This window comes from Flavobacterium branchiarum (genome assembly GCF_030409845.1).
GTDB classification, from domain to species: Bacteria; Bacteroidota; Bacteroidia; order Flavobacteriales; family Flavobacteriaceae; genus Flavobacterium; species Flavobacterium branchiarum.
Map to the genome: position 1 here is coordinate 798,128 of NZ_JAUFQQ010000003.1, position 13,410 is coordinate 811,537.

At 32.5% G+C, this 13,410-nt stretch carries 12 protein-coding genes; 8 read left to right on the forward strand and 4 right to left on the reverse strand.

The window, feature by feature from the left end; genetic code table 11:
* Nucleotides 1-40 precede the first annotated feature (40 nt).
* The 7 genes from QWY99_RS04120 (at nucleotide 41) to QWY99_RS04150 (ending at nucleotide 7,511) form a co-directional block, all read left to right on the forward strand.
* Nucleotides 41-1,495 (forward strand): glutamate synthase subunit beta, encoded by a 1,455-nt coding sequence (locus tag QWY99_RS04120; RefSeq protein WP_290261833.1) that lies wholly within the window; start codon nucleotides 41-43, stop codon nucleotides 1,493-1,495.
* Nucleotides 1,496-1,915: 420 nt separating this feature from the next.
* On the forward strand, nucleotides 1,916-3,139 hold the full coding sequence (lysA, locus tag QWY99_RS04125) for a diaminopimelate decarboxylase (RefSeq protein ID WP_290261835.1): 1,224 nt from the start codon (nucleotides 1,916-1,918) through the stop codon (nucleotides 3,137-3,139).
* A 1,082-nt stretch (nucleotides 3,140-4,221) separates the two neighbouring features.
* A complete protein-coding gene (locus QWY99_RS04130) occupies nucleotides 4,222-4,596 on the forward strand; it encodes a hypothetical protein (protein ID WP_290261837.1) in 375 nt (124 codons plus the stop codon).
* A gap of 125 nt (nucleotides 4,597-4,721) precedes the next feature.
* Nucleotides 4,722-5,120 (forward strand): helix-turn-helix domain-containing protein, encoded by a 399-nt coding sequence (locus QWY99_RS04135; RefSeq protein WP_290261839.1) that lies wholly within the window; start codon nucleotides 4,722-4,724, stop codon nucleotides 5,118-5,120.
* Between the two features lie 144 nt (nucleotides 5,121-5,264).
* Nucleotides 5,265-5,639 (forward strand): hypothetical protein, encoded by a 375-nt coding sequence (locus QWY99_RS04140; protein ID WP_290261842.1) that lies wholly within the window; start codon nucleotides 5,265-5,267, stop codon nucleotides 5,637-5,639.
* A 125-nt stretch (nucleotides 5,640-5,764) separates the two neighbouring features.
* Nucleotides 5,765-6,154: a helix-turn-helix domain-containing protein gene (locus QWY99_RS04145; protein ID WP_290261843.1), complete on the forward strand. Its 390-nt coding sequence runs from the start codon at nucleotides 5,765-5,767 to the stop codon at nucleotides 6,152-6,154.
* A 172-nt stretch (nucleotides 6,155-6,326) separates the two neighbouring features.
* Complete coding sequence (locus QWY99_RS04150; RefSeq protein ID WP_290261845.1) at nucleotides 6,327-7,511, forward strand: hypothetical protein; 1,185 nt, start codon at nucleotides 6,327-6,329, stop codon at nucleotides 7,509-7,511.
* A 71-nt stretch (nucleotides 7,512-7,582) separates the two neighbouring features.
* Here the strand turns inward: QWY99_RS04150 and pafA are convergent, their stop codons facing one another.
* The 3 genes from pafA to QWY99_RS04165 all read right to left on the reverse strand — a co-directional run bounded on the left by pafA (nucleotide 7,583) and on the right by QWY99_RS04165 (nucleotide 10,882).
* Nucleotides 7,583-9,202 carry an alkaline phosphatase PafA gene (pafA, locus tag QWY99_RS04155; protein WP_290261848.1) on the reverse strand — a complete coding sequence of 540 codons (1,620 nt, stop codon included), beginning with the start codon at nucleotides 9,200-9,202 and terminating at the stop codon, nucleotides 7,583-7,585.
* A 128-nt stretch (nucleotides 9,203-9,330) separates the two neighbouring features.
* A complete protein-coding gene (locus tag QWY99_RS04160) occupies nucleotides 9,331-9,801 on the reverse strand; it encodes a DUF1456 family protein (RefSeq protein ID WP_290261851.1) in 471 nt (156 codons plus the stop codon).
* A gap of 70 nt (nucleotides 9,802-9,871) precedes the next feature.
* A complete protein-coding gene (locus QWY99_RS04165) occupies nucleotides 9,872-10,882 on the reverse strand; it encodes a dipeptide epimerase (protein WP_290261853.1) in 1,011 nt (336 codons plus the stop codon).
* 59 nt (nucleotides 10,883-10,941) lie between these two features.
* On the opposite strand from QWY99_RS04165, the gene QWY99_RS04170 reads away from it, so the two are divergent.
* The gene (locus QWY99_RS04170; protein ID WP_290261856.1) at nucleotides 10,942-11,343 is read left to right on the forward strand and encodes an excinuclease ABC subunit B; all 402 of its coding nucleotides are present in this window, start codon (nucleotides 10,942-10,944) and stop codon (nucleotides 11,341-11,343) included.
* On the opposite strand, the gene uvrB is transcribed toward QWY99_RS04170, so the two are convergent.
* Complete coding sequence (uvrB, locus tag QWY99_RS04175) at nucleotides 11,340-13,331, reverse strand: excinuclease ABC subunit UvrB (RefSeq protein WP_290261859.1); 1,992 nt, start codon at nucleotides 13,329-13,331, stop codon at nucleotides 11,340-11,342. The genes QWY99_RS04170 and uvrB overlap by 4 nt on opposite strands.
* Nucleotides 13,332-13,410 lie beyond the last annotated feature (79 nt).

Sequence of the window (13,410 nt, forward strand, 5' to 3'; positions counted from 1 at the left end):
AATTGGAATTTAAAGAAATTGAAATTTTAATTAAAATGTCATGGGTAAAATAGGTGGATTTAAAGAATATAAAAGAGCAGACGAAAGTAATATTGCTGTTAAGGAACGTGTATCAAACTATAATGAGTTTACGATTACCTTAGAAAAAGATAAGATTAAAGAACAAGGTTCAAGATGTATGGATTGTGGTATTCCTTTTTGCCACAGTGCGTGTCCGTTAGGGAATTTAATTCCTGATTTTAACGACATGGTGCATCAGGAAGAGTGGGAGAGTGCATTGAAAATTTTGCAATCAACAAATAATTTTCCAGAGTTTACAGGTCGTTTATGTCCAGCTCCATGTGAGAAATCATGTGTACTCGGAATTATAAAAGAACCAATTGCTATTGAAAATATTGAAAAAAATATTATCGAAAGAGGTTTTGCCGAAGGATGGATTAAACCACAACCGCCAAAAAAGAGAACAGGAAAAACAGTTGCAGTTATTGGATCAGGTCCTGCAGGTTTAGCAGCAGCGCAACAATTAAACAGAGCTGGTCATACGGTTACAGTTTTTGAAAGAGACAATGCAATTGGTGGATTATTACGCTACGGAATTCCTAATTTTAAATTAGAAAAAGGAATCATCGACAGACGTGTTGTAATACTAGAAGCGGAAGGAATTGTTTTTAAAACAAATGTAAATGTTGGAGTAAATTACAGCATTGAAGAATTAAACGCATTCGATTCAATCGTTTTATGTGGTGGAGCTACTGAAAGAAGAAGCTTACCAACAAAAGGAATCGAAAGCAAGGGAGTTGTTCAAGCAATGGATTTCTTAACACAGCAAACAAAAGTTTTATTTGGTGAAGAAATTCCAAATCAAATAAAAGCAACTGGTAAAGATGTAATTGTTATTGGTGGAGGAGATACAGGATCAGATTGTATCGGAACTTCAAACAGACATGGAGCAAAATCAGTTACTAATTTTGAGATTTTGCCAAAACCACCAGTTGGAAGAAGCGAAACAACACCTTGGCCGTTTTGGCCTTTGCAACTTAAAACATCATCTTCTCACGAAGAAGGTTGTGATAGAAACTGGCTGATTAACACCAAAGAGTTTCTTGCAAACGAAAGCGGCCAATTGGTAGGTTTAAAAACTGTCGAAGTAGCATGGAAAATGACTCCAGGTCAACGACCAGAATTAATAGAAAAAGAAGGTTCAGAGAAAATATGGCCATGTGATTTAGCCTTATTGGCACTTGGATTTACTGGGCCAGAAAAAACATTAAGCGATCAATTAGGATTACAGTTAGATATGCGAAGCAATTACAAAGCCACAAATTATCAAACAAATGTTCCACACATTTTTACAGCTGGTGATATGAGAAGAGGACAATCCTTAATTGTTTGGGCAATCTCAGAAGGCCGTGAGGCAGCAAGAGAAGTAGATTTATATTTAATGGGATCTACAAATTTACCAACAAAAGGAAGCGGGGACTTACCAAGTCTATAAACCAACAAACAACACACTTCTGTAAGCTGCTAAGACACTAAGCAACTAAGATTCTAAGTTTTTACTTGATTCCTTAGTAGTTTAAAATCTTAGCAGTTTTTTTGACTAGAATTTCTAGGATTAAAAGATTTTTTTTGGTTTTTCCAAAGCAGAGCAAAAGCGAATAGGAGACCAATTTCATGAATTATGCTTATTAAACTGGTGTTTAGAAAAATTTAAAAAATAAAAATTTGAGAAAATTGCGATAAAAAACGTAGTATCTTAGAGCCTTAGTATTTTAAGACCTATAGGAATTTTATATAAATTTAAAATAACATACAAATTGTTTAATTTTAAACAATTTGTTATAATTTGTTATTATTTTACATTTTATTGGTAGGTATTCAAAAGAGTAATAAATTTGTCAAAAATAGTTTAACAATGCAATCAAAAGATTTACTGCAATTAGCAGACCAATTTGGAAGTCCATTATATGTGTATGATGCTGAAAAAATCCAATCACAATACAACAGGTTAACTAAAGCGTTCTCTAAAGTAGAGAATCTTAGAATTAACTATGCCATGAAGGCATTGTCTAATGTTGCAATACTTCAGTTGTTAAAGGAGATGGGATCTGGATTAGACACAGTATCTATTCAAGAAGTATTATTAGGACTTCATGCTGGATATGAACCAGAAAGAATTTTTTACACACCAAACGGAGTTTCTCTTGAAGAAATTGAAGAAGTAGCTGCAATGGGTGTGCAAATCAACATCGACAATCTATCAATTCTGGAGCAATTCGGAACAAAATATCCTAATACACCAGTTTGTATTCGTATTAATCCACACGTAATGGCAGGAGGAAATGCAAATATCTCAGTAGGGCATATCGATAGTAAATTCGGAATTTCGGTACATCAAATACCGCATATATTGCGAATAGTTGAAAACACAAAAATGCATATCGTAGGTATTCACATGCATACAGGATCAGATATTCTAGATATCGAAGTATTCTTGTACGCTGCTGAAATCTTATTCGATACCGCTAAAAACTTCAAAAACTTAGAGTTCTTAGATTTCGGAAGTGGTTTCAAAGTACCTTACAAGAAAGACGATATCGAAACTGATATTGAAGAATTAGGAAAAAAATTATCAAAAAGATTTAATTCTTTCTGTGCAGAATATGGTAAAGATTTAACCTTGATTTTCGAACCAGGTAAATTCTTAGTAAGTGAAGCAGGATTCTTTTTAGCAAAAGTAAACGTAGTAAAACAAACTACTTCAACAGTTTTTGCTGGAATCGATAGTGGATTCAATCACTTAATTCGTCCAATGCTTTACGGTTCTTCTCACCATATCGAGAACATCTCAAACCCAAAAGGGAAAGAGCGTTTTTACTCCGTAGTAGGATATATTTGCGAAACAGATACATTTGCAAACAACCGTAGAATATCACAAATTACCGAAGGAGATATTTTATCTTTCAGAAATGCAGGAGCATATTGTTTTTCAATGGCATCAAACTACAATTCAAGATACAAACCAGCCGAAGTTTTATGGATGAACGGTCAGGGAATCTTAATTCGTCAAGCCGAAACATTTGATGATCTTCTTAAAAATCAAATTCCGTTGCCACAAGAAGTTGCTGCAGCAGTTTAAAATAAAAAGAATACTACACAAAAAATCCCATTTCTTGATTGAAATGGGATTTTTTGTTTTAGAATTCGATTGTCAGACAGAGCGGAGTCGAAGTCCTTTCATACTATCTCATTTTTGGAATGACAATATAGAGAATAAATTGAAGCTTAATAGTTTGGGCGTGTCCCTTCGGGTCAGGCTTTCGGCTTTATCTTTTATTTTGCTTCGCCCATAAAAGGATATCGCCTCAATCCTTCACGCGTAATAGAAAACTAATTGATAATTTAGGAGTATAATCTTGTCAATTTCGACATAGGAGAAATCTCATCAAGTAACTCTCCAAACTAAATCGGATTACTATATCAGACCTAACAGGTTTCAAAAACCTGTTAGGTCTACAAGATTGAGAATAAAATTCTAGGTACTAACCAAGCTCAAACTAAATCGAGTTACTTTAGGAGACACTTCCTTCGTCAGTGAGACAAGATTGTGACTATTTTACGTAATTACAATGATGCTTTTCTCTTCTCAGTTTTGTTATTCTGAGGAACGAAGACCCGAGCCTAGCGAATAGGCGAAGTAATTAGACCAAGAAGCTAACATAAAATATTTTTTTTAAGAATCCTGCCTTACCCCAAACTTGTCCTTCTGAGGAACGAAGAATCTCCGCAAGGAGCTAACATAAAAACAGTTTTTTTTCATAGAACCCTGCATTACCCCAAAGTTGTCTTTCTGAGGAACGAAGAATCTCCGCAAGGAGCTCGACAATCTAAGAATACTTTGCATTAGTTTCTTGCGGAGACACTTCCTTCGTCAGTGTGACAAGATTGTGGTTAAAAAAAAGTGCAAAAAAGAAGTTCTTGCTCGCCCATAGGTTTTCGTATTGATCAGAAATCACATCTAGTATTTGACAAGATTGTGTGTTCGGTTTATGAGATTCCTCATTCTTCGGAATGACAAGTTTGTAGTGAGTCGACCGAATAAATTTTGTAATGCATGTTCTTAAACGGGATGAGGTTTTTAACAATCATTTATGAGCCTCTTGCTAATCTAAGCTTCATTTTTAATTCGTAATTTCGGAGAATTAAAAACATAATATAACAATGAAATTACAAATCCGAATTCTTACCTATTCAATATTATTCTTTGCCTATAGTTTTTCAACTTCAATTTTACTGACATTAGGTGAGAAACTAAAAGATCATAGATTTATAACTTTGGGTTGTGGTTTTCTGTTAATAAATCTAATTTTTTCTTTTTTGGTATTTAAATGGACTCCTTCATTAAATATAGTTTGTTCTGCTATTATTGCATCTTTGGCTTTATACTTAGCATTGCAGATTGGCGATTTGCACTTTTTTCGAAAATTTGATGCACAAGGAATTAAAACAGCATTAATGGCTTACGCTATTTTGTCGGTCCTTTTTTGGGAAATTGCTTATCAGATAAAAACGAAGAGACAATCTAAAAATATGTAGATTTGATGTTACAGAGTAGTTTTTTTGTTTCACTCAGAAAAAGCAACTAAAAATAGTATCGTACCAAAAAAACTTGTTTTTTACCAATAAGTATTTTTTAAAATTATTTTAAATATCTTTGAATTATGAGCACAGCAACAAAAACAAAACATGTTGGCAGAAATATAAGCCGAATCAGAGAGCTTCGTGGTATTAAACAAGAAATGCTTGCGGATGCTATTGGAGTGAGTCAACAATCAGTTTCTAATATAGAAGCAAGCGAAACTATTGACAAAGATAAACTTATTGAAATTGCAAAAGCACTTGGAGTGACTGTAGAAGCGATTGAAAATTTCTCGGAAGAATCAGTTTTTAATTTCTTTAACAACTTCTACGATAGTAGTTCAAGCCAAGGAAATAGTTTTAATCAAGGAATGTTTGCTACTTTTAATCCTTTAGATAAAGTTGTTGAACTTTACGAACGTTTAGTTCAAGCTGAAAAAGAAAAGGTAGAGTATTTGGAAAAATTACTAAAAGGAAAATAATAGTCTCTAAATAGAGTTTTTTATAAAGAAAAATGCGCAAATGTCTTTTTGATTTTGCGCATTTTTTTTGTCCATATTATAGCATCCTAATCTAAGCTTCATTTTTAATTCGTAATTTCGGAGAATTAAAAACATAATATAACAATGAAATTACAAGTACGAATTCTTACCTATTCAATATTATTCTTTACGTATAGTTTTTCAACTTCATTTTTACTGACATTGGGTGAGAAACTAAAAGATCATAGATTTATAACTTTGGGTTGTGGTTTTCTGTTAATCAATTTGATTTTCTCTTTTTTGGTATTTAAATGGGCTCCTTCATTAAATATAGTTTGTTCTGCTATTATTGCTTTTTTGGCTTTATACTTAGCATTGCAGATTGGCGATTTGCACTTTTTTCGAAAATTTGATGCACAAGGAATTAAAACAGGATTAATGGCTTACGCTATTTTGTCGGTTCTTTTTTGGGAAATTGCTTATCAGATAAAACTGAAGAGACAATCTAAAAATATGTAGATTTGATGTTACAGAGTAGTTTTTTTGTTTCACTCAGAAAAAGCAACTAAAAATAGTATCGTACCAAAAAAACTTGTTTTTTACCAATAAGTATTTTTTAAAATAATTTTAAATATCTTTGAATTATGAGTACAGTAACAAAACCCAAACATATTGGAAGAAATATAAGCCGAATCAGAGAGCTTAAAGGGATGAAACAGGAAGCACTTGCTGAGGCTATTGGTGTAACGCAACAATCTGTTTCAAATATTGAAGGAAGTGAAACTATTGAGAAAGAAAAACTTGCGGAAATAGCAAAAGCACTAGGTGTGACAGTTGAAGCAATTAACAACTTTTCAGAGGAAAATGTCTTCAATTATTTTAATACTTTTAATGAATCTGTGTCAGGAAGCTTTATAACCAATAATTCTTGTACATTTAATCCTCTTGATAAAGTTGTTGAACTTTACGAACGTTTAGTTCAAGCTGAAAAAGAAAAGGTAGAGTATTTAGAAAAATTACTAAAAGGAAAATAATATTCTCTAAAGAGAGTTTCTTAATTAAAAAAATGTGCAAATGTCTTTTGGCTTTGCACATTTTTTTTGGCTTTCATTAAAATGAGAGTTGCTGCTTCTTAAATTTAAAATAAAGTAATACTTATCTGAATTAATGTAAAACAGATATCTTTGCATCATTAAATAAATACTGATGCAAAAAATTACAATACTCTTTACAATTCTCTTTTTGGCACTTTCTTCGTGTGGTGTAAAAAATACTCAATCGATGTTGAGTGATGGGAATTATGATGGAGCAATAGATCGAGCAATCGAAGGATTGAGAACTAAGAAAGATTCAAAGGGAAAACAAGATTATGTTTACTTGCTTGAAGAAGCTTTTGCGAAGGCAAAAGATAGAGATTTACGAAATCTTGATATGATGTCAAGAGAATCAAATCCTGCTAATATTGAGCGTATCTACAATACTTATATTCAGTTAAACAATCGCCAAGAAAAAATTAGACCTTTGTTGCCGTTGCAATTATTGAAGCAGGGTAAGAATGCTTATTTCCCGTTTGATAATTATTCTGAGCAGATTGTAAAAAGTAAAAACGCACTATCTAAATATTTATATGAGAATGCTTCGGCTCTTTTGAAATCTAAAAATAAATTGGATTTTAGAAAAGCTTATGATGACTTCGCTTATTTGGAAAGTATTAATCCAGGATATAAGAATACAAAAATACTTATGGATGAAGCCTTATTTAAAGGAACAGATTTTGTAGATGTTTATGCTAAAAATGAAACCAATATGATTATTCCGAAACAACTTCAAAATGATCTATTGGATTTTAGTACTTATGGATTAAATGATAAATGGACGGTTTATCATAGTGTCAGACAAAAAAAAGTTTCTTATGATTATAGTCTGATTTTAAATTTTAGAGAGATTTTAATTTCTCCTGAACAAATTAAAGAAAAAGAGTTTATTAAAGAAAGACAGGTTAAAGATGGGGTAAGAACTCTTTTGGATAGTAGAGGTAAGCCTGTTAAAGATAGTTTAGGTCGAGAAATTAAGGTAGATAATTTTAGAACGCTTCGAGCAAATATCTATGAATTCAGACAATTTAAATCTTGTCAGGTAACAGCAAAGGTTGATTATGTCGACTTAAAAACGAATCAGCTAATGCAATCGTTTCCTATAACTAGCGATTTTATTTTTGATTATGTTTATGCAACCTACAAGGGAGATAAAAGTGCTTGCGAAGATAGTTATTTGTCTTATTTTAATAAACGTGCTGTGCCATTTCCTAATAATGAACAAATGGTTTATGATACTGGTGAAGATTTAAAAGCCAAGCTTAAAGATATCATTATCCGAAATAGATTTAGATGAATTAGTAAATCTACTATAAACAAAAACGACTGTATTTAATACAGTCGTTTTTGTTTTATGCAATGAATGAATTATTTTTTAGTATCTAAAACCTCTTCAAGTACATTGGCTTCTGTTCCGTTCGGAAAAGTTATTTTTAATTTTTGAGCAATAGTTGGAGCAATTTGTGTAATTACTTTTTTATTGTATGATTCTCCTTTTTTAATATGCCATCCGTAAAAAATTGCTGGTACATGTGTGTCGTAAGAATAAGGAGTTCCATGAGAAGTTCCTGTTCCAGCAAATTCGATATAACCAGGTTTGTCTAATATAATTAAATCACCATTTTGAGTAAAATCATATCCTTTTACAATGAAATTTAGATAGTAATCATTACCAGTAGCATTTGCAATTTCTTCTTCAGTATAGACTCTTTTTACGTAATCCTGAGCCATTAAATACTCTTTGAAAGCTTGTTTTACTTTTACTAAATCTAAAGCTTTCTTTTTGATTTTTTCTTTATTCAAGAATAAGTTAAAGCTTGAGTAGTTTAAAACTAAATCATCACCAAAAGTTTTTGTTGAAAATTCTTTTAAGTTTTTGCGTATGTCCTTAGGACTAATATTGTTTACGTTGTATTTATTGTCTTTAAGGTAATTTACATTCTCTGCCCCAGCATGATCTGCAGTTAAGAACAATAAGTAATTATCTTTACCAACAGTTTTATCAAGGTAAGTTAAAAAGTCTGCAATAGTTTGATCTAAACGTAAATAAGTATCTTGTAACTCCATAGATCGTGGTCCTAATAAATGCCCAACGTAATCTGTAGAAGAAAAACTAACTGTTAAGAAGTCAGTAATATCATCTTTTCCTAATTCTTCTTTTTCGATTGCTTTTTTAGCAAAATCAGCTAATAAGTCATTTCCAAAAGGAGTAGATCGGATAACTCCAGCATCATTTTTTTCATACATATCTTTTAAGTTGTATGGAAAAATAGGAGCTGCACTGTTGTATAATTTTCCTTCGTATGGGTTGTTGTCTGGTAAACTTTTGTTGTATGTAGCAAGTGGCTTATATAAATCCCAACCTTTGTTTATGTATGGTAAATAATTTTTTTCGCTATTAAATTCGGTAACCCAATCAGGTAATTTATTTCCGTAAAACGTACTAGAAACAAAAGATCCTGTTTTGCTATACCAAAAAGCCCAGTTTGCAAAGTGTCCTGCTGGTAAAATTGCTCCACGATCTTTAAGACTTACTCCAATTACTTTTCCTTGAAAATTGGTTGACATTCTTAGTTCGTCAGTGATAGTTGTACTTAATAAGTTTTTAGGAGACATTTCGCCTTCTTCTTTAGTACCATCACCTATTGTTGCTACATCTGCATCTTCAGTACAATACATTTGTCTTCCTAATTTTCGGCTAAACCATTCGTTACCTACAATTCCATGTGTTGCTGGAGTTGTTCCTGTATAAATAGAAGCATGACCAGGAGCGGTATAAGTAGGCATGTAGTTGTAATGCATGTTTTGGAAAGTGTATCCATTATTCATAAGCCTTTTGAAACCATTTGCTGTAAAATCATCAGAAAAGCGATATAGATATTCCATCTTCATCTGATCTACAACAATACCAACTACTAGTTTTGGGCGTTCTTGAGCATTTATTTGGGTAACGAACACAAATGCTAAAAATAAAATAAGTTTTTTCATTGTTTTTAAAGTCTAATTTTACACAAAAATACTGATTCGAATTCAGAAAAAATTCAAAATTGAGATTGAAAAGCAAAAATGATTTTACTTTAACATAACTGGCATAAAAAAAAATCCTAAGTGTTAGCTTAGGATTTTTTGTTTTTACCGAAGTTGAATTTTACTTTTTCAACTATTTGTATTTTTGGAGCAGATTTGCTATTGTTCTTTTTGAAAGGTTTTTTTGCAGGAGCTCCAGATTTATTAGATGGTGCTTGATCTCCTCTAGCTCTTTCTTCATCTTTTGATTTAGCTTTAAACTCAGGTCTTTCCTTTGTGCTACCTTTAGCGGGAATTTCTGCTTTGTGTTTTGCTAAAACATCATTAGGGTTTTTAGGATTTTCTTTTGTTCCTCTTAAATGAATTACCAATCCGTTTAAGAAGTTACGCAATACCTGATCTCCACATTCCATATAGTTTTCATGGTCTTCGGCTCTAAAAAAAGCACCCAACTCTGATTTTGAAATTCTAAAATCTACCAATTCTAATATTTCAACTATTTGGTCGTCACGGAGCATCAAGGCTACGCGTAGTTTTTTTAGGATATCGTTATTTGTCATCGTTTAATTTTTTACAAAGGTACGTTTTAAATGTAATTGAATCGTTACTTTCCTAATATTGAAATGGTGATTAATACAAGATTACTCCAGTTCCATTTCCTTCAGCATATTTTATCGCTCCATTTTGTATAATAACGCCACTTGCAATGTCTTTTTCTAATAGCAAAGGCCCATCCATGTCGACATAATCAAGCTCAGGTAAAAGGTGGGCGATAGCCGAAATTCCGACTGTAGATTCTGTCATGCAACCAATCATTGTTTTTAATCCCAATTGTTTTGCTTCCTGCAACATTCGACGTCCGGGAGTGATTCCGCCACATTTCATTAATTTTATGTTTACTCCATGAAAATGATTATGGCATTTAGCAATATCGCTTTCGATGATGCAACTTTCATCGGCAACAATTGGTAAAACCGAATGTTTAAAAACTTCACGATGTCCTTCCCAATCATCAGCTTTGAGAGGTTGTTCTAGAAATTCGACTCCAAGTTTTTTTAGTTCGATAGCATTCTTAATCGTTTCCTCAACGCTCCATCCACAATTGGCATCAATCCTAAAAACGGCATTACTATGTTTTCTTAATTCGGTTACAATAGCTATGTCTTCGGGAGTTCCAAGTTTTATTTTATAAATAGGCCAAGGTAATTCTTCCATTTTAGAAACCATTTTTTCTATAGAATCAATTCCGATGGTATAATTGGTTAATGGATTGTTCTGGATAGAATAATCCCATAGCTGATATAATTTTAAGCCTTTTTTTCTAGCATACCAATCGTTGTATGCATTGTCTAAAGCGCATAAAGCAAATTTATTGTCTTGTAATAATGGATTTATTTTTGACCAAAACTCTTCTGGAGTTTCATCTTCTATTGCTTCAATTATTGGACGAATTTTTTCGATATCATTTTCTAATATCGGAATGGTAATATTATAATAAGGATTAGATGTTGCTTCACCAAAACCCGAATACCCCTCTTTTTTTAATTCTACGATTACTGTTGGTTGAAAATCGATCGTTTTTCTTGAAATCCTAAAAGTATGTTTTAATTTTAAATTGTATGCTCTGATAATTAATTGCATAGCTGTCATTTTTGTATTTTAAGTTTAAAAGCAATATTTTAGCTAAAAATATGAATTTGATGAATACTAATGCCGAAAAAATAAGTTTACTTTTAGAACTAATATCTTTCTCAACTGTCGATGGTGAATTGCATAAGAGAGAGTATGATTTTTTGTCGTTGGTTGCTCAGGAATTAAATATTGACGAAGTGACTTTTAAAGATTTATTTCATCAGGAAATCCCTTCATTGGTTATTAAATCCGAATTCCAACGTATTCAGCAATTTTACAGATTGGCTTTAATTATGCATTGCGATGGTATATTGCATACTAGAGAAGCTGCAGCAATACAACAAATCGCTATCGATATGGGATTAAATCCTATAGCAACGAAGCGTATTCTTAATTTAATGAAGGATGCACCAAATGCAATGATTGATCCTGAGTTATTATTGAAAATTTTTCAGGAGCAACATAATTAAGGCAATTGTTCTTGTAGTTTTTTAATATCGTCACGCAATTTTGCTGCCTGAAGAAAGTCAAGCTCTTTTGCAGCTTTTTCCATTGATTTACGTTTTTCACGAATCAATTTTTCTAGTTCTGCTTTAGATAAATAAGCAGTTTCAGGTTCAGCTGCTTCGCTTAAAGTGTGACCTAATTCATATTCTACTAATGGATTTTTGACAAATGCACTTTCGATTTTTTTATTTAATGCCTGTGGAACTTGGTTGTGTTCGAGGTTAAAATTAATTTGTTTTGTACGGCGATAATTGGTTTCATCGATAGTTTTTTGCATGCTTGCCGTAATTTTATCAGCATACATAATTGCTTTTCCGTTGATGTTTCTCGCAGCACGACCAATGGTTTGTGTTAATGATCTATGACTACGTAAGAAACCTTCTTTATCAGCATCAAGAATTGCAACAAGTGAAACTTCGGGTAAATCCAAACCTTCACGGAGTAAATTTACTCCAATTAGGACATCAAAAATTCCTTTTCGTAAATCCTGCATAATTTCGATACGTTCTAGAGTATCTACATCTGAGTGAATGTAACGACATCGAATACTAACTTTGGTTAAGTATTTGGCTAATTCTTCAGCCATTCTTTTTGTTAAAGTAGTGACTAAAACACGTTCGTCTAATTCGCAACGGATTTGAATTTCTTCGATTAAATCATCAATCTGATTCAAACTTGGGCGTACTTCGATAATTGGATCTAATAACCCAGTTGGACGAATTACTTGCTCTACATACACACCGTCTGTTTTTTGTAATTCATAATCTGCTGGAGTAGCCGAAACATAAATTACTTGGTTTTGCATGGCTTCAAATTCTTCAAATTTTAAAGGACGATTGTCCATTGCAGCAGGTAAGCGGAAACCATATTCAACAAGATTCTCCTTACGACTTCTATCTCCTCCATACATGGCATGAACTTGTGATAGTGTAACGTGACTTTCATCTACTACCATTAAATAATCATCTGGAAAATAATCAAGCAAACAGAATGGTCTTGTTCCTGCTTCTCTTCCGTCTAGATAACGAGAATAGTTTTCGATACCTGAACAATACCCTAGCTCACGAATCATTTCTAAATCAAAATTGGTACGTTCTTCTAGCCGTTTTGCTTCTAGGTGTTTTCCTATTTCTTTAAAATAATCAACTTGTTTAACCAAGTCTTGTTGTATTTGCCAAATTGCTCCTTGTAATACATCTGGTGATGTTACAAACATATTGGCAGGGTAGATTGTAAGTTTGTTGAATTTCTCAATTACTTGAGACGTTTTTATATCAAAAGATTCTATTTCTTCTATTTCATCTCCAAAAAAGTGAATTCTATATCCATCATCTGCATAGCTAGGATATACCTCTACAGTGTCTCCTTTTATTCTGAAACTTCCGGGGATAAAATCGGCTTCGGTTCTTGAATATAAACTTTGTACAAGACTATGTAATAATTTGGTTCTCGAAATAACCTGATCTCTTTCTATTGCAATAACATTTTTTTGGAATTCTACTGGATTTCCGATACCATACAAACAAGAAACAGAAGCTACGACTAATATATCGCGTCGTCCTGAAAGTAGGGATGATGTTGTGCTTAAACGCATTTTCTCCAACTCTTCGTTTATAGATAAATCTTTCTCTATAAATACTCCAGTAACGGGCATAAAAGCTTCTGGCTGATAGTAATCATAGTAGGAAACGAAATATTCTACGGCGTTGTTTGGAAAAAACTGTTTGAATTCTGAATATAATTGTGCCGCCAATGTTTTGTTGTGTGCCAAAACCAAAGTTGGTCTTTGCACTTCTTGAATAACGTTGGCAACTGTAAATGTTTTTCCTGAACCTGTTACCCCAAGTAGCGTTTGGTATTTTTCGCCATCGATTATACCTTGGGTTAATTTTTCAATTGCTTGCGGTTGATCTCCTTTTGGACTGTAATCTGAGGCTACTTGAAAATTCATTTCTATATATTAGAATTGTTGGAATGTAAAGTTACAAAACAAAAATAGAAATTAGGATTCTTGTTTTTGATTTGAAAGT